Origin of the sequence: Streptomyces pseudogriseolus, assembly GCA_002154585.1 — a bacterium.
GTDB lineage: Bacteria > Actinomycetota > Actinomycetes > Streptomycetales > Streptomycetaceae > Streptomyces > Streptomyces pseudogriseolus.
This window is the reverse complement of the sequence record MUNG01000003.1, coordinates 19,427-39,244: the sequence shown is the minus strand read 5'-3', so window position 1 is coordinate 39,244 and position 19,818 is coordinate 19,427. Positions and strand designations below refer to the sequence as shown.

The following is a 19,818-nucleotide window of genomic DNA, read 5'->3' as shown; positions in this document are numbered from 1 at the left end:
ACCCCGGCCGGGGTGCCCGTGAGGATGACGTCGCCCGGGAGCAGCGTCATGGCCTCGGAGATGTTGACGACCAGGTCCTCGATGGAGTGGGTCATCTCGCTGGTGCGGCCGAGCTGGCGCTGTTCGCCGTTGACCGTGAGCTGGATCGTCAGGTCGGACGCCCTCTCGACGTCCAGGCCGGTCTCCACCCAGGGGCCGAGCGGGCAGGACGTGTCGAAGCCCTTGGCGCGGGCCCACTGCTTCTCCCGCTTCTGGACGTCGCGCGCGGTGACGTCGTTGGCGCAGGTGTAGCCGAAGATCACGTCCTTGACGCGCTCGCGCGGGACCTCGCGGCAGAGCCGGCCGATGACCACGGCGAGTTCGGCCTCGTGGTGCACGTCCTGGGAGAAGGAGGGGTACTGGATCTCGTCGCCGGGGCCGATGACCGAGGTGGCGGGCTTGAAGAAGGCGAAGGGGGCGTCGGGCACCTCGTTGCCCAGCTCCTTCGCGTGGTCCGCGTAGTTGCGCCCGAAGGCCACCACCTTGTTGGGGAGCACCGGGGGCAGCAGCCTGACCTTGCTCACCGGGACCTTGGTGCCGGAGAGCTCGAAGTCCGCGAACGGGATGCCCTTGATGATGTCCAGGACGAGCTCGTCCTGCTTCTCGCCCTCGACCGCGCCGAAGGCGACGTTCCCGTCGATGGAGAATCTGGCGATGCGCACGGGATGCTGGTCCCCTTGACTGAAGCGGCTGGAGTCTGACGCTCCAGGCTAACGCGCAGGGGTCCCGGCCCGGCGCACCTGACGAGGGGCGCCCCACCGCGGCCGGCGGGGCGCCCCTCGTGGGTGCGCGGCGCGCGTTGAGCGTTTCGCGGCGGCCGCGCGTATGGACCGGTGTCAGTTCGCGGCGGCGGCCGTGACCGGGATCTCCATGAGGACGGTGCGCTTGGGGTTGGCTGTCTGGGCCGGGAGTTCGACGGGGTGCTCCTGCTGGACCGGCTTCTGCAGTTCGTCGGCACCGTCGAGGTGCGCGAGCGTGGTGCGCCGCGGGTTGGCGATCTTGTGGAACATCGTCGTCGTCTTCACTGTTTACTTGACCCTGTCCTGTGCACGGGCGCCCGGAGGGCCGGGAAGACCCTCGGACGGGCGCGGGTTGTCAGTTCTGCCGTCCTTGTAAAGCGTCAGGCTAAACATTCAATTCCCGGCGGCCCGGGGGCGGCAGCCGTGATCACGGTGTGAGTTTGCTCACGACAGGAATGACATTTCGGACATCCTGGACGCCCGTCGGGGTGACCGGAATCGGACATTGACCCCCTGAAGCGACCATTCCGCTCCTGATCATGCCGACTGGGACACCCTCAGGACCCCGCCGGTCCGCGCCGGTATGCCCGGAATGGGGAAGATCCCGCTCTACGTCTGGTGACCCGGCGGACACGGGGTGTCACGTATGTCACGGGTAAGCCCACGGGCCTTGTTGGAGATCCTGCACTGTGCTGGAATCTCACGGACCGCCGCAGGGATCGAGCCGGCGCACAGGGGGCGCGACCACGCGCCGAGCGGCGGCGAGATGGGGGAACCGGCGCCGGACCATCACGACCACCACGGGGGCGTATTCAGGGCGCCCCTATGACGCCGACACCGTGCCTCGCCGTTCACGCGGAGGGGCGCCTGGTTCAGAGGTTGCGACGCTAGTGCAGGGACGTTTCAAGAGGGATGGCAGCGCTTCGGCGGAGCCGGAGCCGCAGGGCGGGACTGGCCCCAAGGCCGTCAGCTCCTCGCCCCAGCACGCCCAGAGCCAGGGACCGACCCCGCCCGGAAGCAGCGGCGGCGAGCGCCCCGGTGCGGGCGCGCCGTCCGCACCCGCCACTCCGCCGGTCGCCCCCGCCGGTCCGGCCGGCCCGGGTTCGCGAATAGCCCTGCGCAACTGGCGGATCTCGACCCGCCTGGTGTCGCTGCTGGCGCTGCCGGTGGTCGCGGCCACCTCGCTCGGCGCGCTGCGTATCCAGCAGTCGATGGACGACATCCAGCAGCTCGACAACATGAAGCTGCTGACGGAGATGACCAAGCAGGCCACCGAGCTGGCGCACGCCCTCCAGGAGGAGCGTGACCAGTCGGCCGGTCCGCTCGCGCACGGCGGCAAGGGCACGGACTTCTCGGTCAAGGGCTACCGCGAGAAGACCGACCGCGCCATGTCGAACTTCCTCGACAGTTCCGAGGAGATCGACGCGGCGAGCAAGGACGGCAACCTCAAGGGCGTCCGCGACAACCTCGTCCAGCTGGCCGGCGACCTGAGCGAGCTCGCCAAGATCCGCAACACGGCGTTCCAGCAGGAGGACAACTCGACGCAGACCGTCGAGGGCTACCACCGCCTGATCGAGAACCTGATCGACCTCTCGCAGGACATGGCGGAGGCGACCAGCAACCCCGACATGATCCAGCGCACGCGTGCCCTGGCGTCCTTCTCCTCCGCCAAGGAGTACGCGTCGGTCCAGCGCGCCGTCCTGGCCGCCGCGCTGCCCGCCAGCAACACCACCAAGGGCAAGCTCAACGAGAACGACCGGCTCTACGCGCAGTCGGCCCTCGAGAGCCAGAAGTCCGAGGTCCGCGCCTTCAAGAGCATCTACGGCGAGGACCCCGCCGCCGAGCTGCTGCTGCCCATCGAAGAGGGCAACACCACGATCAAGGCGACCGACGAGTACGCCGGCCGCGCGCTGGCCTCCGAGTTCGGTCTGCAGTCGGTGGGCGCGCGCTCCTACCGTGACTGGCTGGACGACAGCTCCACCAAGATCCAGCAGATGAAGAACATCGAGCTCTCGCTGCTCGAGGAGATGGAACAGAAGGCCCGTGAGCTGCGCAGCGCCACCGAGCGCGACGCGTTCATCTCCGGTGCGCTGATCCTCCTCGTGCTCGGTGTGTCCCTCGTCGGCGCCTTCGTCGTGGCCCGGTCCATGATCCGGTCGCTGCGCCGCCTGGAGGAGACCGCGACCAAGGTCGCCCAGGAGCGCCTGCCCGACCTGGTCAAGCAGCTCTCCGAGTCCGACCCGCAGGACGTCGACACGACCGTGGAGTCGGTCGGTGTGCACTCCCGGGACGAGATCGGCCGTGTGGCCGCGGCGTTCGACGACGTGCACCGCGAGGCGGTCCGCCTCGCCGCCGAGCAGGCCCTGCTGCGGGGCAACGTCAACGCGATGTTCACCAACCTCTCGCGCCGTTCCCAGGGTCTGATCCAGCGCCAGCTGTCGCTGATCTCCGAGCTGGAGTCCCGCGAGGCCGACCCGGACCAGCTGTCCTCGCTGTTCAAGCTGGACCACCTCGCGACCCGCATGCGCCGTAACGGTGAGAACCTCCTCGTCCTCGCGGGTGAGGAGCCCGGCCGCCGGTGGACCCGCCCGGTCCCCCTGGTCGACGTGCTCCGCGCCGCCGCCTCCGAGGTGGAGCAGTACGAGCGCATCGAACTGGCCGCGGTGCCGTCCACCGAAGTGGCCGGCCGCGTCGTCAACGACCTCGTGCACCTGCTCGCCGAGCTGCTGGAGAACGCGACCTCGTTCTCCTCCCCGCAGACCAAGGTCAAGGTCACCGGTCACGCCCTGCCCGACGGGCGCGTGCTGATCGAGATCCACGACACCGGTATCGGTCTGTCCCCCGAGGACCTCGCGGCGATCAACGAGCGGCTCGCCTCGCCGCCCACCGTGGACGTCTCCGTCTCCCGCCGCATGGGTCTGTTCGTGGTCGGCCGTCTGTCGCAGCGCCACGGCATCCGCATCCAGCTCCGCCCGTCCGACTCCGGCGGCACGACCGCGCTGGTCATGCTGCCCGTCGACGTCGCCCAGGGCGGCAAGAAGCCGCAGGGCAAGCCTGGTCAGCCGGGCGGCGTGGGCGGTCCGGCCGCCGCGCAGGCCGCCGCGGGCGCCGCCGCCGCGCGGCGCTCCGCGGGGGCCGGCCAGTCCGGCGGCGGCCCGCTCGGCGCGGGTGCGCCCGGCGGGCGCCTCGGCACCGGTCAGGGTCCACGCGCCGCACTGCCCGGGCGGGACGGCGGCGGCCGTCCCGGCGGCCGGGGACCGCAGGGTCCCTCCGCCAACCAGACTCCCTCGCTGTTCGACCAGGGCGCCCCGTCCGCTCCCCCGCAGGGCCGTCCCGCTCCGGCGGGCGCCGGCGCCGGCTTCGGGCAGCAGGGCCCGAACGCCCCGCAGGCCGCGGGTCCGGCCGGCAACCAGGACCAGGACGCCTTCGGCGGCGGCCGGGGCCAGGTTCCGCCGCAGCGGGGCAACGCCCCCGAGCGCGGCCGCCGTCCCCAGCTCCCGCCGCGTGGCGGCGCCCGTCCGGAACTGCCGGGCGGCGACCAGCAGCAGCGCACCCCGAGCTGGAGCGACGACAACGCCCGCCCGCCGGCGCCGCGCGCCCCGATGGACGCCCCGCGCGGCCACGAGGAGCCGGACGTCTCCCGCACCGCCGCGATGCCGCGCTTCGACGACCGCCAGGGCCCCGGCGCCACGGCGGAGATCCCGCGCTTCGACGAGCAGCAGCACGCGCCCGGACAGGACACCGGCCAGTACGGCCGCCCCGCCGCCAACGGTGCGCAGGGCACGGGCCAGTTCGTCCGCGGTGACATCTTCGGCGCCCCGCAGGGCGGCCGCCCCGGCGCGCAGAACCCCGCCGCCACGGGCCAGTTCCCCGCGCAGGGCTACGACAACGGCGCGGGCCAGTACCCGGCCCCGGGCCAGGACAACGGCTCGACCGGCGGCTACGCGCTGCCCGGCCGCCAGGACCCGTCCGCCACGGGCCAGTTCGAGCGCCCGCGGGTGAACGGCACGCACGGCGCCGGTCCCGTCCCGCCGCGTCCGCAGGTTCCGCAGCCCCCGCAGCAGCAGGAGCAGCGCCAGCCGTCCGACCAGTGGGCGCTGCCCCCGGCCACCGGCCCGGGCGACGGCCGCACCCCGCTCTACGACACGCTGGAGACCAACTGGTTCCGCGGCGGTCAGGGCGGTGCGCAGGAGCAGGGCAACGGCTCCGCGCCGGCCGCCCCGCAGCACCAGCCGCAGCAGCAGTCCCCGCAACCGCAGAGCCCGACCGGCTCGCAGCGGTCCAATGCCGCCTGGCGCAGCTCGCCCAACGACGAGCTCGTCAAGCAGGCCGAACGCGTCCGCAAGCCGGCCGCGGGCGGCGTCACCACCTCCGGCCTGCCGCGCCGGGTGCCCAAGGCGAACCTCGTCCCGGGCACGGCTCAGCAGCAGAACCACCAGAGCGGTCCTCAGGTCTCGCGCGCCCCCGATGACGTGCGCGGCCGGCTGACCAATCTCCGTCGGGGTATCGCACAGGGTCGTCAGGCCGGGTCCGCACAGACCGGCAGCTTCCCGCACCCCACTCACCAGCAGGAGCGTTAGTTGAGCCCGATGAGCCAGGCGGCACAGAACCTCAACTGGTTGATCACCAACTTCGTGGACAACACCCCTGGTGTGTCCCACACCGTCGTCGTGTCCGCCGACGGTCTCCTCCTGGCGCTCTCCGAGGGCTTCCCGCGCGACCGCGCGGACCAGCTCGCGGCCGTCGCCTCGGGGCTGACCTCCCTGACGGCCGGCGCCTCACGGATCTTCGAGGGCGGCAACGTCGCTCAGACGGTCGTGGAGATGGAGCGGGGGTTCCTCTTCCTCATGTCCGTCTCCGACGGCTCGTCCCTCGCCGTGCTCGCGCACCCCGAGTGCGACATCGGCCTCGTCGGCTACGAGATGGCGCTCCTGGTCGACCGCGCGGGGGCGGTCCTCACCCCGGACCTGCGCGCCGAGCTACAGGGAAGTCTGCTTCACTGATCGGCCCCGGCACCACCCGTCTCACCAAATCACCGTCCGGCCGCCACAATTCCCCCCACCGGCCCCTTCAGATGGCTTGACTGACCGCTTGCTGTCCCGCCCGGAGGATTCATGACCCCGCCCACCGCCTCTCATGATCCGTACGCGGAGCCGTACGAGGACGAGGGCGACCAGCCGCTGGTTCGTCCGTATGCGATGACCGGCGGCCGGACCCGGCCGCGCTACCAGCTGGCCATCGAGGCCCTGATCAGTACGACGGCCGACCCGGCAGCGCTCATGGGGCTCCTTCCGGAGCACCAGCGCATCTGCCACCTGTGCCGAGAGGTGAAGTCGGTCGCCGAGGTGTCGGCACTGCTCAACATGCCGCTGGGGGTCGCCCGGATCCTGGTGGCTGACCTGGCGGAGGCGGGACTCGTCGCCGTGCACCAGCCGGGCGGCGACGAGGCGACAGGCGCCCCGGACGTGACACTGCTCGAAAGGGTGCTCAGTGGACTTCGCAAGCTCTAGCGGCGGGACGGTCTCCGACAGCCGTGCGACCACCTCGGCGAAGATCGTGGTGGCGGGTGGCTTCGGCGTGGGCAAGACCACGTTCGTCGGGGCCGTTTCGGAGATCAACCCGCTGCGCACGGAGGCCGTCATGACGTCTGCTTCGGCAGGCATCGACGACCTCACCCACACCGGGGACAAGACGACCACCACGGTCGCCATGGACTTCGGCCGTATCACCCTGGACCAGGACCTCATCCTGTACCTGTTCGGCACCCCCGGCCAGGACCGCTTCTGGTTCATGTGGGACGACCTGGTACGCGGCGCCATCGGCGCCGTCGTCCTCGTCGACACGCGGCGCCTCGCCGACTGCTTCCCCGCGGTCGACTACTTCGAGAACAGCGGACTGCCCTTCGTCATCGCCCTCAACGGCTTCGACGGCCAGCAGCCCTACTCCCCGGAGGAAGTGCGCGAGGCGCTCCAGATCGGGCCCGACGCCCCGATCATCACCACGGACGCCCGCCACCGCGCGGACGCCAAGAGTGCGCTGATCACCCTGGTCGAACACGCCCTTATGGCACGACTCAGGTAGAGCCAAAGCAAAAGCGGCATACTTCAGTTGTCGTAGATGTACCGGCGCCGGCTGTGTCCTTTGACACGGCCGGCCCCGGTGTTCATAACGTTTCGGCAGAGGAATCGGGTGAGGCCGACACGCGACGCGTTCGCGCAGTGTCGCTGTGCGCACGGAGACCTCGTCATTTGACGGTCCTCGCTCTGTATGACCGTTTTATCTGGGGCTTACATCACTCGGGATCCCTGCCTTTCCATGTTTGGAAGAGCGCTGGTCGGCATGCTGGAATGCCTGAACTGCCCATGGGTCAAAGACGTACTCAGTAGTCGATGGCATGCCGGGCTCTGAGACACTGCGGCACGACGAAGGTGCCGACCGCCGAGAGGTTGTTGGTCGAGTGAGGCGAAGCAAGAACAGTCCCGAGCCGTCGGCCCGGGGCAACTTCACGCCGCCGCCGCGCACAGCGGCGCCCGCCCCCGTGCCCGGTCCCGAGCCGAAGGCCGCGCCCGCTCAGAGCGGGGGACGCATGTCCCCGCGGAACTGGCGCGTGGCCACCAGGCTGAACGCGATCCTGCTCATACCCGTGCTGGTCGGCCTCGTCATGGGCGGCTTCCAGGTGAAGAGCTCGATCGACACCTGGAACGAGGCGCAGGACGCCGAGAACACCGCCCGCCTCGTGCGGGCCTCCCTCACCTACGCCAACGCCCTCTACAACGAGCGCGACGTCAGCGCCGTGCCGCTGCTCAGCGGCAAGGGCCCGGACGACGCGGACGTCACCAAGGCGCGCCAGGCGACCGACCAGGCCGCCGACGCCTTCGACGAGGCGGCGCAGAGCGCGCCGGACAAGGCCGGCCTCCAGCGCCGGCTCCAGCTCGTCCGCGAGGCCGAGCCCAAGCTGTCCGCGCTGCGCGCCGCCGCCTACACCTCCAAGCTCAAGGGCGTCGAGACGGAGGAGGGCTACGTCGCCGTCGCCCACCCCCTGATGGAGGTCGCCAACGAGCTCAGCCTCGGCACCGGCAACGTCACCAGCTACGGCCGTACGGTCTACGCCATCTCGCTCACCAAGTCCGCCGCCTCGCTCCAGCGCGCCATCGGCATGCACCTGCTGGTGAAGCCGGGCCCGACCGACAGCCAGCTCGCCAGCCAGCGCGTGGCCTTCCTGTCGTACGCCTACCTCGAGCGCATCGCCCTCGACGAGTACAAGGGCGGCGGCACCGAGGCGGACAACGCCAAGCTCGAAGAGATCGCCGCGAACATCCAGAGCGAGGGCGCCGCCAGGGCGAAGGAGGCGGCGCAGAGCGACCCGGACTACGTCCCGCCGCCGTCCAAGCCGGAGACGATGATCTCCGAGCTGGGCCGGCTGTCCACCACGGACGAAGCCGCCCGTCAGGACCTCGCCGCCAAGGGCATCACGCCCGAGAACTGGTGGGCGATGAACACCCTCAAGTTCGACGGCTACCGCCAGATCGAGTCCGACCTCTCCGACACCGCGGTGGACGCGGCCTCGCAGATCGCCTCCGACGCCCAGCGGGACGCCTTCATCACCGGCGCCGCGGTCGTGCTCGCGCTGCTCGCCGCGTTCATCCTGGCCGGCATGGTGGCCCGCCAGATGTCCCGGTCGATGCGCCAGCTGCGCAACGCCGCCTTCGGCATCGCCGAGCAGCGCCTGCCGATGCTGGTCGACCAGCTCTCCCGGACCGACCCCGGCCGGGTGGACACCAAGGTCGCGCCCATCCCGATCAACTCCACGGACGAGATCGGCGAGGTCGCCCGCGCCTTCGACCAGGTCCACCGCGAGGCCGTCCGGCTCGCCGCCGAGCAGGCCCTGCTGCGGGGCAACATCAACGCGATCTTCACCAACCTGTCGCGCCGCAACCAGTCGCTGATCGAGGGCCAGCTGACCCTGATCACCGACCTGGAGAACAACGAGGCCGACCCGGACCAGCTGGAGAACCTCTTCAGGCTGGACCACCTCGCGACCCGTATGCGCCGCAACGGCGAGAACCTCCTGGTCCTCGCCGGCGAGGAGCCGGGCCGCCGCTGGGACCAGCCGGTCCCGCTGGTCGACGTGCTGCGCGCCGCCTCCTCCGAGGTGGAGCAGTACGAGCGCATCGAGCTGTCCGGTGTGCCGGACGCCGAGATCCACGGCCGCGCGGTCACCGACCTCGTGCACCTGCTCGCCGAGCTGCTGGAGAACGCCACCACGTTCTCCTCGCCGCAGACGAAGGTGCGCGTCACCGCGACCCGGCTGCCCGACGGCCGCATCATGATCGAGATCCACGACAAGGGCATCGGCCTCACCGCCGAGGACTTCGCGGACATCAACCACAAGCTGGCCAACCCGCCGACCGTGGACGCCGCGATCTCGCAGCGCATGGGTCTGTTCGTGGTCGGCCGGCTGTCCGACCGGCACGGCATCCGCGTCCAGCTCCGCCCCTCGGGCGAGCAGGCCGGCACCACCTCGCTGGTCATGCTGCCGGACGCCATCACCCACGGCGGTGGCGGCGAGGCGGCGCCGGTGCAGGACGAGTTCACGGTCTCGCAGATCATCCCGGAGCAGAACTTCCAGGGTGAGAACTTCGGCCAGCCGATGCGCACGGCCGCGGAGCTCGGCTTCGACGACAGCCGCTACGCGGAGGTCCCCGACGACATCCGCGAGCTGGACCCGGTCGGCCGGTCCCTGATGCGCGAGGAGCGGCGTGCGGCCCTGGAGGCCCAGTCGCCCGCCCAGCAGGGCGAGTTGACCGCCGGGAACGCCCAGGAGGGCACCGAGCAGGGCGCGTACCAGGACGAGTTCGCCGCGCAGCAGCAGGGTTACGACGACGGCCAGGGCTTCGACAACGGCCAGGGGTACGACACCCAGGGCTACGACGGCGGCTACCAGGAGCAGCAGCAGGGCGGCGGGTACGACCAGCAGGCGTACGACGACGGCCGGCAGGGCGGCTACGACGAGCAGCGGCAGACGTACGGCGAGGGCTACTACGCGCCGAACGGCGATCTGCCGCAGAACGACGGCTTCCAGAGCAACGCGTTCCCGCAGAACGACGCCTTCCCGCAGAACGGCGGCTACTCCAACGGCTCCTACGCCGAGCCGGCCCGGAACGGCCAGGGCGCCACGGGCTCGTTCCCGGGCTTCGGCGAGCGGCGTCAGGACGACGACTGGCCGCGCCACGACGGCTACCGCGACGGCTACCAGGACCAGTACCCTGCTCAGACCCCGGAGGGGGAATCCTCGCAGGCCGCTGACGCGCGTGAGCCGGACGGCGTAGGCTTCGACCGTCCGGGACCGGCGCCCTCCGAGGCCCACGCGCTGACCGATGCCGGGCTCCCGCGCCGCGGTTCCACCGCGAACGGCGCAGGCGGCTCGGGCGGCACGGGCCGCGGTAACCAGGAGCCGCCGGCCACCACTCCGGAGAGCAACGGCGACAGCGGCTGGCGCTCGGCGAACGACGAGCGCTGGCAGCAGGCCTCGCAGCTTCGGAAGCCCAAGGCGGGCGGAGTGACCTCCTCCGGCCTGCCGCGGAGGGTCCCGAAGGCCAACCTGGTCCAGGGAGCCGCCGAGACGACCCCCCAGGGAGGCCCCCAGGTCTCCCGCGCCCCGGAGGACGTCCGGGGCAGGCTGAGCAACCTGCGCCGCGGCGTCCAGCGAGGCCGCACCGCAGGCAGTGAAACGAACGGCCAGGGCCTCGGTCCTGACAGCACCTACAACCAGGAGCGTTAGTGTGAGCCCGATGAGCCAGGCGGCACAGAACCTGAACTGGTTGATCACCAACTTCGTGGACAACACCCCGGGGGTGTCCCACACGGTGGTGGTCTCCGCCGACGGACTCCTTCTGGCGATGTCCGAAGGCTTCCCCCGCGACCGCGCCGACCAGCTCGCGGCCGTCGCCTCCGGTCTGACCTCACTCACGGCCGGCGCCTCTCGGATCTTCGAGGGCGGCAGTGTGAATCAGACGGTTGTGGAGATGGAGCGGGGATTCCTCTTCATCATGTCCATTTCCGACGGTTCGTCGCTCGCGGTTCTCGCACACCCCGAGGCGGACATCGGTCTCATTGGTTACGAGATGGCCCTTCTGGTCGACCGAGCGGGTACGGTCCTCACGCCGGACCTCCGAGCGGAGCTCCAGGGGAGCCTTCTCAACTGACAATCGGACGGTGCGACATGGCGTCCCGGGGCCTTAAGGTTTCGGGACGCGGCTCCACAGGTACGGGCGCCAGGCACAGTCGGAGGAGGAGAAAGTGGCAACACCCCCAGACGGTTCATCGGCGGGCAACTGGTCGTACGGCCCTGCCCAGGGCCAGAACGACGGTTCCCAGAACCGGTACGGTTACCCCTCCACGCCGCAGCACGGTCAGCCGTACGCGCCGCAGGGCCCCGGTCCCTCGCCGTACGACCAGCCGCACAGCCCGCGCATCCAGCCCGTGCAGCCGCAGCGCCGGACACCCGAAGCGGCGCCCGCCGGGGCGTCGAACAATCCCCTGGTGCGTCCGTACGCGATGACGGGTGGCCGCACCAGGCCGCGGTACCAGCTCGCCATCGAGGCGCTGGTGCACACCACCGCGCAGCCGCACCAGATGCAGGGCCAGTTGCCCGAGCATCAGCGGATCTGCAACCTCTGCCGGGAAATCAAGTCGGTGGCCGAGATCTCGGCCCTGCTGACCATCCCTCTCGGCGTGGCCAGGATCCTCGTCGCCGACTTGGCGGAGGCGGGACTGGTCGCCATCCATCAGCCCGGCGGCGACGAGAGCGCCGGCGGCCAGCCAGACGTGACACTGCTCGAAAGGGTGCTCAGTGGACTTCGCAAGCTCTAGCGGCGGTCCTTCCCGCTCCACCACCTCGGCGAAGATCGTGGTGGCGGGTGGCTTCGGCGTGGGCAAGACCACGTTCGTCGGGGCCGTTTCGGAGATCAACCCGCTGCGCACGGAGGCCGTCATGACGTCTGCTTCGGCAGGCATCGACGACCTCACCCACACCGGGGACAAGACGACCACCACGGTCGCCATGGACTTCGGCCGTATCACCCTGGACCAGGACCTCATCCTGTACCTGTTCGGCACCCCCGGCCAGGACCGCTTCTGGTTCATGTGGGACGACCTGGTCCGCGGCGCCATCGGCGCCGTCGTCCTCGTCGACACGCGCCGCCTCGCCGACTGCTTCCCCGCGGTCGACTACTTCGAGAACAGCGGACTGCCCTTCGTCATCGCCCTCAACGGCTTCGACGGCCAGCAGCCGTACAATCCGGACGAGGTCCGGGAGGCTCTCCAGATCGGGCCCGACACGCCGATCATCACGACGGACGCGCGGCATCGGGCCGATGCGAAGTCGACGCTCATCACGCTGGTGGAGCACGCGTTGATGGCGCGTCTGCGGTGACGCGCCCCCCGACGTGAGAACAGCCCCCGTGCTTTGTCAGCACGGGGGCTGTTCTTGTGGCTACGGCACCGGGGTGTGGAGGCTTGTATTGACGCCGGGTGCGGGCAGTCCGTGGCTGATCGCGCAGTTCCCCGCGCCCCTTCAGGGCGCTGAGCCTGCGGGCAGTCGTGCCGCTAGGGGCGGCACGGGTGGGCGCAGGCGGCACCCTTCAGCGCCGGGTGCGGGCAGTCGGCAGTTCCCCGCGCCCCTCTAGGGGGTTGCAGAAGGGCCCCTCCTGGGACAGGAGGGGCCCTTGTTGGGGTCAGCGCCAGCTGTGGGGGGCTCGGAAGCTCGGTTCGCGCTCCAGGCGCCGCCAGCCGGCCCGGGGCCGCCCCCGATGTGCCGGCTCAGCGGCGGGCGCACTCGCCGCACGAGCCATCAGGATCGCCGCGATCGCCGCGACCTCCTCCGGCTCGGCATGCCCCTTCTCCACACGGATGTCAGGTGTCGTCATCGTCGGTTCTCCCCCTTACTGAGGCGGGTTGCCGTGCTTGCGGGACGGCAGGTCGGCGTGCTTGGTCTGGAGCATCGCCAGCGAACGGATCAGCACCTCGCGGGTCTCGGCCGGGTCGATCACGTCGTCGACCAGACCCCGCTCGGCGGCGTAATACGGGTGCATGAGTTCGGACTTGTACTCCTTGACCATGCGCGCCCGCATGGCCTCGGGGTCCTCGGCCTCGGCGATCTGCCGGCGGAAGATCACGTTGGCGGCGCCCTCCGCACCCATCACCGCGATCTCGTTCGTCGGCCACGCGTACGTCAGGTCGGCGCCGATGGACTGGGAGTCCATGACGATGTACGCGCCGCCGTACGCCTTGCGCAGGATCAGCGAGATCCGCGGCACGGTGGCGTTGCAGTACGCGTACAGCAGCTTCGCGCCGTGGCGGATGATGCCGCCGTGCTCCTGGTCCACGCCCGGGAGGAAGCCGGGGACGTCCAGGAACGTCAGGATCGGAATGTTGAAGGCGTCGCACATCTGCACGAAACGCGCGGCCTTCTCGGACGCCTCGATGTCCAGCACACCCGCCAGCGACTGCGGCTGGTTGGCGACGATACCGACGACCTGGCCGTCCATCCGCGCCAGCGCGCAGATGATGTTCCGCGCCCACCGCTCGTGGACCTCGAGGTACTCGCCGTCGTCGACGATCTCCTCGATCACCTTCGCCATGTCGTACGGCCGGTTGCCGTCCGCGGGCACCAGGTCGAGCAGAACGTCGCCGCGCCGGTCGACGGCGTCGGAGCTCTCCACCCGCGGCGGGTTCTCCCGGTTGTTCTGCGGCAGCAGCGACAACAGGTAGCGCACCTCGTGGATGCAGGTTTCCTCGTCGTCGTACGCGAAGTGGCACACACCGGAGGTCTCGGCGTGGACGTCCGCGCCGCCCAGGCCGTTCTGGGTGATCTCCTCACCCGTGACCGCCTTCACCACGTCCGGACCCGTGATGAACATCTGCGAGGTGTCGCGGACCATGAACACGAAGTCGGTCAGGGCGGGGCTGTAGGCCGCACCGCCCGCGCACGGGCCCAGCATCACCGAGATCTGCGGGATCACACCCGAGGCCTTGGTGTTGCGCTGGAAGATCCCGCCGTACCCGGCGAGCGCGGACACACCCTCCTGGATACGGGCGCCCGCGCCGTCGTTCAGCGACACCAGCGGCGCACCGGCCGCGATGGCCATGTCCATGATCTTGTGGATCTTCGTGGCGTGCGCCTCGCCCAGCGCACCGCCGAAGATCCGGAAGTCGTGGGCGTAGACGAAGACCGTCCGCCCCTCCACCGTCCCCCAGCCGGTGATCACACCGTCGGTGTACGGCTTCTTCTCCTCCAGACCGAAACCGGTCGCCCGGTGCCGGCGCAGCTGCTCGACCTCACGGAAGGACCCCGGGTCCAGCAGCAGCTCGATACGCTCCCGCGCGGTCAGCTTGCCCTTGGCGTGCTGCGCCTGGGTCGCCTTCTCGCTCGGGCCGGCCAGAGCCTGCGCACGAATCTCGTGCAGTTCGGCCACGCGTCCGCGCGCGTCGGTCGGCTCACCCGGCGCCTCATCCAAAACGGTCATGTAGTGACCTTACGAAGCCGGGCGCTGATTGCGAGCCGTCGACTCCTCACAGTGTCCGGGGTGTTTTCCTGGTAGCACTGAACAGAACCAGGGGGCAGTTCACGCGTTCCGACTGCTCAGAGGCCCTGCGGCTTGTGGGAGTCGCACAAAGGCCGGCCACTGAGAGCCGCCTCACACACAGAGGCCACGCATGCCTCCCCCGGAGTGACGCACAGCCGCGGCCGGGGGCCCGGTGGCCGGAACTTCCACGGCCTCCGGGGCGTCGGACCCCTCCCGTACGGGGGTGATCCCATTCCGGTTCCACGGGTTGACCCGTTCGGGTCGGGTCGCTCACGCGCAGCGTAGCGGTACTCCCCTCGCCGCGGCGCCGCGCGGCCGTTGACGGCGTCCATGACGAGCCCGTCGAGCAGGTCTGCCCGCAGGTGCCCGTGCGGGCAGGGCGGCTGTCCGGCACAGGTCGACGCGGTTGGCGCCTCGGCGGCCGGGTCGTGGCCGGTGCCGAGCGTGGGGGAACGCGCAGTGCCCACCCGGGCGGGCGGGACCGCGCACGGGTCAGCCGAAGCGGTGGAGGAGCCGGCGGTAGAGGCGGGGGGTGAGGGCGCGGACGCGGGAGGGCAGGGTGAGCCAGGACGGGACGTAGGTGTCGTCGCGGGCCTCGCCGACCGCGTCCCAGACGGCCGCCGCGACCCGGCCGGGCGAGGTGGGGCGCGGGTGGGAGCGGTGGTAGGGGCGGCCGCGGCGGGCGAAGAAGGCGGTCTCGACGGGGCCGGGCACGACCAGCGTGACGCCGACGCCGGTGCCGCGCAGTTCCTGCCGGAGCGCCTCGGCGAACGCGGCCAGTCCGGCCTTGGCCGCGGAGTACACCGCCTCCTCGCGGACGCCCACCGCGCCGGCCACCGACCCGACGAGCACGACCCGGCCGCCGCCGGCCGCCACCATCGCGGGCAGCACCTCGCGGACCAGGTGGAGGGTCGCGTTGAGGTCCAGGAAGAGCACCCGGTCGATGTCGGTGTGCGGCATGGTCAGGAAGGGGCCGGCCCAGCCGATGCCCGCACCGGCGACCAGCAGGTCGATCCGGCCCGTCTCCCGCAGCGCGGCCTCGGCGAGCATCTTCGCCCCGTCCGGGGCGGCGAGGTCGGCGGGCAGCAGGACGGCGGACGTGCCGGACGCGGTCTCCTCCAGCCGCCGCCGGTCGCGTCCGCTGAGCAGCAGATGCCAGCCGCCGGCGGCGAAGCGCCGGGCGGTGGCCGCGCCGATGCCCGAGGACGCGCCGGTGACGAGGGCGACGCGGCGGTCCGTGCGGGGCGGGGTCTGTTCGACCGCCGCGGCGGCGGAGGAGGCGGCGGGGTCCGCCGGGGGGTCGTAGGTGGAACCGGAGCCGGTGGTGGTCACGAGTCGGTCTCCCATGCGCTGTCGCTGCGGGCCTCGCCATCCAGGACACCCCCGGTCCGGGGAACCTCGCCAGCGCAGCGGGGCGTTCGCGGCAGCGGTGCGGGCGGCCCTCCGGCGTGCGCGACCGCCGGTGCTCCGGGCGGGCGCGGGGCCGCCGCGCCGCGCCGCAGGACCACTCCTGCGTGCCGCCGGGTGGGCCATGCGGGCGTACGGGCAGTACGCGGCCCGGCCCGCCGGGTTACGAAAGGGACGTCCCGCCCTGTTCCCGGCACCGTGACGAGGTCCCCCGATGCGCCTGCTGCTCGTCCACCCCAGCGCCCTGATGTACTCCGAGATCTTCCTCCGGCTCGAACCCCTGGGCCTGGAGCGGGTGGCCGGCGCCGCCCGCGAGGCGGGTCACGAGGTCCGGGTGGTCGACCTCCAGGTGCTGAGCGTGCGGCGGCTGCGCGACGAGGTGCGGTCGTTCCGCCCGGAGGCGCTCGGGATCTCCCTGAACTACCTGGCGAACATCCCCGAGGCGATCCGGCTGGCCGAGCGGGTGAAGGAGGAGCTGCCGGACTGCTTCGTGTTCCTCGGCGGCCACAGCGTCTCGTTCGTCGCCCAGGAGGTCGTCGAGCAGGCGAAGGGCGCCGTCGACGCGGTGATCAGGGGCGAGGGCGAGCCGGCCGTCGGGCCGCTGCTGGAGGCGGTGCGGGACGGCGGCGTGGACGGCGTGCCGGGGGTCGTCACGGCGTCGGGGCGCGGGCCCGCCCCGCTGATGCTGCACAGCATCGACACGCCCCTGCCGGCCCGGGACCTGATGCGCAGCCGGCGCCGCTACTTCATCGGCGAGCTGGACCCGTGCGCGTCGATCGAGTTCACCCGCGGCTGTCCGTGGGACTGCTCGTTCTGCTCGGCGTGGACGTTCTACGGCCGCAGCTACCGCAAGGCGTCGCCGGAGGCGGCGGCGGACGACCTCGCGGCGATCCGCGAGCCGAACGTGTTCATCGTCGACGACGTGGCGTTCATCCGGCCCGAGCACGGCAACGCCATCGCCGCGGAGGTCGAGCGGCGGCGCATCCGCAAGCAGTACTACCTGGAGACACGCGCCGACGTGCTGCTGCGTCACCCGGAGGTGTTCGAGCGGTGGGCGCGGCTGGGACTGCGGTACATGTTCCTCGGCATGGAGGCGATCGACGCCGAAGGGCTCGACCTGTACCGGAAGCGGATCAGCCCGGACGAGAACCTGAAGGCGCTGGAGACGGCCCGGCGGATGGGCATCCGGGTCGCCATCAACCTGATCGTGGACCCGGCCTGGGACGAGGAACGCTTCCGGGTGGTGCGGGAGTTCGCGATGGCCGTGCCGGAGATCGTGCACTTCACGGTGATGACGCCGTACCCGGGCACGGAGATCTGGCACACCGAGTCGCGCCGGCTCACCACCCGCGACTACCGGCTGTTCGACATCCAGCACGCGGTGGTGCCCACCACGCTGCCGCTGGACCGCTTCTACGAGGAGCTGGTGCGCACCCAGGCGGTCATCAATCGCAAGCACCTGGGGCTGCGCACGGCGTTCGGGGCGGCGCGGGTGCTGGCCAGGAACCTGGCGCACGGGCAGACGAACTTCGCCCGCATGCTGTGGAAGTTCAACCAGGTCTACAACCCGCGCCGGCAGCTCGCCGACCACGCGCGTCCGGTGCGTCACGAACTGCCGCTCCCCCAGCGGCTCGACGTGGGCGACCGGCGTCAGCTGTACGTCCACACCCGCGGCGCGACCCAGGGCGCCCCGGCGCGTCGGCTGCCGGACTAGGGCGGCCGTACGTCCGGCCGCACGCCCAGCCGCGCACTCTCACTCGTTCGAGTGAACGGATCGGGACACCTTCCCCGAAAGATGTTGAAGTTTGAAGGGAATGGGTCTACGGTGGGCCGTGTTGAGTTAGTTGAACATTCAACGGGATCTTCCCCGTCCCCTCAGGAGGAACACCATGGGTCTCTTCGGCCGCAAGGACGACGACAAGGGCGCCACCGACTCCGCCGTGAGCCCGGACCTGGCAGCACTGACCGGCGAGTACGAGCTCGACCCGGCGCACACCACGATCGGCTTCGTCGCCCGCCACGCGATGGTCACCAACGTCAAGGGCCACTTCAAGGAGTTCTCCGGGACGCTGCACCTCGACGGGGCGGACCCGAGCAGGTCCACCGCCTCGCTCGACGTGGTGATGGACAGCATCGACACCGGCAACGCCGACCGTGACGGTCACCTGCGGAGCGCCGACTTCTTCACGATCGACGAGTTCCCGACCATGACCTTCCGCTCCACCAAGGCCGAGGCCCTGGGCGGCGACGACTACCGGATCACCGGCGACCTGACGATCCTCGGCACCACCCGGCCGATCAGCATCGACCTGGAGTTCAACGGCGCCGCGAAGGACCCGTTCGGCAACGAGCGCGTCGGCTTCGAGGGCAAGGCCGAGATCCTGCGCTCCGAGTGGGGCCTGACCTGGAACGCGGCCCTGGAGACGGGCGGCGTGCTGGTCTCCGACAAGATCAAGCTGAACTTCGACATCTCGGCGATCCGCAAGGCCTGACGCCCCGCCGCACCGAGCGCGCCCGCTCCTTCCCGTACGGGAGGGCGGGCGCTCGGCGTGTCCGGGGTGCGCGCGCCGGCCAGGTGCGCGCCCCGGTCCGGGTGCGCGGCCCCGGTCAGAAGCCTCCGCCGAAGTCGCCGCCGCCTCCGAAGCCGCCCCCGCCGAAGTCGCCGCCTCCGCCGAACCCGCCGCCGAAGTCACCGGGGTCGAAGTCCGCGCCGGAGACGTCACCGCCGTCGTAGCCGCCGAAGTCGCCGTACCCGGAGCCGTAGTCGGACGCGTACCCGGGGCCGGCCATCATGCTGCCGAGCAGCGTGCCGGCCAGCAGGCCCGGCAGCAGTCCGCCGCCGAAGTAGCCGCCCGCCCAGGGGCCGTACGCCGGGCCGGCCTCCCAGTAGGGACGGCGGCCGTACTCGGTGTCGACCTCGCGGACCGCGGGATCGCGCCCGTCGGCCAGCCGCGCCCGGTCGGCCGCGCACACCGGCACCTCACGCTCCGTCCCGCCGGGCGGGGTCCACCGGGCGTCGGCGACGGCGGGGCCGTGGCGCGGGTCGAAGAAGCACGGCGGACGGCGCTCCGGCACCGGTTCGCCCGCACGGCGTGCGGTCAGCGAGGCGAGCGCGTACCGGCCGTCCTCCACGGCCTGGGTCACCGCCCGGACGTCCTCCGGTTTGCGGGCCGCCGCCATGTACGTCTTGGACTGCTCGTACGCGTCCAGCGCGCGCTCGTAGTCGGCGCGCATCGCGTCGTCCGCGCCGGGCTCGCCCGGGTGGAAGTCGAGCCGGTCCAGCTCCTCGCCGAACGCGGTGATGTCCTCGTCCACCACCACCCGCAGCTTCTCCAGCGCGGCCGCCTGCTCCTCCTCGTGACGGCGCCTGCGGTGGCGGGTCACCGTGTACACGCCGACCCCGCCGGCCGCCACCAGCGCGCCGACCGTGATCAGTCCGCCGACGGGCACACCCGGGGAGCCGTCGCTCCAGGAGCCCGGCGCGCCGCCGTCGATGCTGCGGATCGCGGTGTCGACGAAGTCGTTGAGCTGGGCCTTGGCGTCCCCGGCGCCCTGCACGGACCCGACCAGGTTGGACACACCCTGCCGGCTCAGCACGCTGCTGTCGGCGCGGGCGTCGAACCGGTCGCCGAGCCGGACGCCGTACAGGCCGGTGACGCCGGTCTCGGTGCGCAGGTCACGGAAGAGGTTTTGGGTGGGGAAGTCGGCCGGGAGGACGGCGACGAAGACCGGTTTGTCGGCGTCCTCGATCTTGTCGGCGAGGGCCTCGGCGTCGGACTCCGACAGGATGTCGCGGGCCGCGGGGTCGACGTAGACGGGGCTCTCGCGCAGGTGCTCGGCGACGACGGAGACGTCCGTCGCCGCCCGCGCCCCCGGAGCGCCGGCCAGCAGGACCGCCAGTACGGCGGCCACCGGCAGGATCAGCAGACGGAGGAGGGTGCGCGACGATGCGGCCTTCATACACTCGAAGCTACCTGAATACGCCGCGAAACGGACATCCGGGCCGGAGGCATTCCTGCCGCCCTCCGGCCCGGAGAGCCCTCGGC

Annotated in this window: 16 protein-coding genes; 10 read left to right on the top strand and 6 right to left on the bottom strand. The window is 71.3% G+C overall.

Going from position 1 to position 19,818, the window contains the following annotated elements:
* Together CCN29_RS00515 and CCN29_RS00510 are read right to left on the bottom strand one after the other, a co-directional pair.
* A partial coding sequence (locus CCN29_RS00515; protein ID WP_086679461.1) for a fumarylacetoacetate hydrolase family protein occupies window positions 1–701 on the bottom strand: 701 nt, incomplete at its 3' end.
* Window positions 702–875: 174 nt separating this feature from the next.
* Window positions 876–1,064: a hypothetical protein gene (locus CCN29_RS00510; RefSeq protein WP_031024163.1), complete on the bottom strand. Its 189-nt coding sequence runs from the start codon at window positions 1,062–1,064 to the stop codon at window positions 876–878.
* Between the two features lie 605 nt (window positions 1,065–1,669).
* Here CCN29_RS00510 and CCN29_RS00505 point away from each other — a divergent pair.
* The 8 genes from CCN29_RS00505 to CCN29_RS00470 all read left to right on the top strand — a co-directional run bounded on the left by CCN29_RS00505 (window position 1,670) and on the right by CCN29_RS00470 (window position 12,213).
* Entirely contained in the window at window positions 1,670–5,359 is a 3,690-nt protein-coding gene (locus tag CCN29_RS00505; RefSeq protein WP_086679459.1) for a sensor histidine kinase, read from the top strand.
* Between the two features lie 9 nt (window positions 5,360–5,368).
* Window positions 5,369–5,782: a roadblock/LC7 domain-containing protein gene (locus CCN29_RS00500; protein WP_004983056.1), complete on the top strand. Its 414-nt coding sequence runs from the start codon at window positions 5,369–5,371 to the stop codon at window positions 5,780–5,782.
* 111 nt (window positions 5,783–5,893) lie between these two features.
* A complete protein-coding gene (locus tag CCN29_RS00495; RefSeq protein WP_006130593.1) occupies window positions 5,894–6,289 on the top strand; it encodes a DUF742 domain-containing protein in 396 nt (131 codons plus the stop codon).
* Window positions 6,270–6,860 (top strand): GTP-binding protein, encoded by a 591-nt coding sequence (locus CCN29_RS00490; protein WP_086679456.1) that lies wholly within the window; start codon window positions 6,270–6,272, stop codon window positions 6,858–6,860. The genes CCN29_RS00495 and CCN29_RS00490 overlap by 20 nt, the downstream gene beginning before the upstream one ends.
* A gap of 376 nt (window positions 6,861–7,236) precedes the next feature.
* Entirely contained in the window at window positions 7,237–10,560 is a 3,324-nt protein-coding gene (locus CCN29_RS00485; protein ID WP_189408582.1) for a sensor histidine kinase, read from the top strand.
* Between the two features lie 10 nt (window positions 10,561–10,570).
* The gene (locus tag CCN29_RS00480) at window positions 10,571–10,984 is read left to right on the top strand and encodes a roadblock/LC7 domain-containing protein (protein ID WP_004983065.1); all 414 of its coding nucleotides are present in this window, start codon (window positions 10,571–10,573) and stop codon (window positions 10,982–10,984) included.
* A 94-nt stretch (window positions 10,985–11,078) separates the two neighbouring features.
* Complete coding sequence (locus tag CCN29_RS00475; protein WP_031024728.1) at window positions 11,079–11,651, top strand: DUF742 domain-containing protein; 573 nt, start codon at window positions 11,079–11,081, stop codon at window positions 11,649–11,651.
* Window positions 11,632–12,213, top strand: a complete 582-nt coding sequence (locus CCN29_RS00470) for a GTP-binding protein (protein ID WP_026243582.1) — start codon at window positions 11,632–11,634, stop codon at window positions 12,211–12,213. The genes CCN29_RS00475 and CCN29_RS00470 overlap by 20 nt, the downstream gene beginning before the upstream one ends.
* Window positions 12,214–12,514: 301 nt before the next feature.
* On the opposite strand, the gene CCN29_RS00465 is transcribed toward CCN29_RS00470, so the two are convergent.
* The 3 genes from CCN29_RS00465 to CCN29_RS00455 all read right to left on the bottom strand — a co-directional run bounded on the left by CCN29_RS00465 (window position 12,515) and on the right by CCN29_RS00455 (window position 15,697).
* On the bottom strand, window positions 12,515–12,706 hold the full coding sequence (locus tag CCN29_RS00465; protein ID WP_086679452.1) for an acyl-CoA carboxylase subunit epsilon: 192 nt from the start codon (window positions 12,704–12,706) through the stop codon (window positions 12,515–12,517).
* A gap of 15 nt (window positions 12,707–12,721) precedes the next feature.
* Window positions 12,722–14,305 carry an acyl-CoA carboxylase subunit beta gene (locus CCN29_RS00460; protein WP_037830364.1) on the bottom strand — a complete coding sequence of 528 codons (1,584 nt, stop codon included), beginning with the start codon at window positions 14,303–14,305 and terminating at the stop codon, window positions 12,722–12,724.
* A 552-nt stretch (window positions 14,306–14,857) separates the two neighbouring features.
* Complete coding sequence (locus tag CCN29_RS00455) at window positions 14,858–15,697, bottom strand: SDR family NAD(P)-dependent oxidoreductase (RefSeq protein WP_006130808.1); 840 nt, start codon at window positions 15,695–15,697, stop codon at window positions 14,858–14,860.
* Between the two features lie 289 nt (window positions 15,698–15,986).
* Here CCN29_RS00455 and hpnR point away from each other — a divergent pair, with 289 nt between their 5' ends.
* Both hpnR and CCN29_RS00445 read left to right on the top strand, forming a co-directional pair.
* Entirely contained in the window at window positions 15,987–17,486 is a 1,500-nt protein-coding gene (hpnR, locus tag CCN29_RS00450; protein ID WP_006130809.1) for a hopanoid C-3 methylase HpnR, read from the top strand.
* A 175-nt stretch (window positions 17,487–17,661) separates the two neighbouring features.
* Entirely contained in the window at window positions 17,662–18,264 is a 603-nt protein-coding gene (locus tag CCN29_RS00445) for a YceI family protein (protein WP_006130810.1), read from the top strand.
* Window positions 18,265–18,379: 115 nt separating this feature from the next.
* Here the strand turns inward: CCN29_RS00445 and CCN29_RS00440 are convergent, their stop codons facing one another.
* Window positions 18,380–19,732 (bottom strand): hypothetical protein, encoded by a 1,353-nt coding sequence (locus CCN29_RS00440; protein WP_086679450.1) that lies wholly within the window; start codon window positions 19,730–19,732, stop codon window positions 18,380–18,382.
* Window positions 19,733–19,818: the final 86 nt, after the last annotated feature.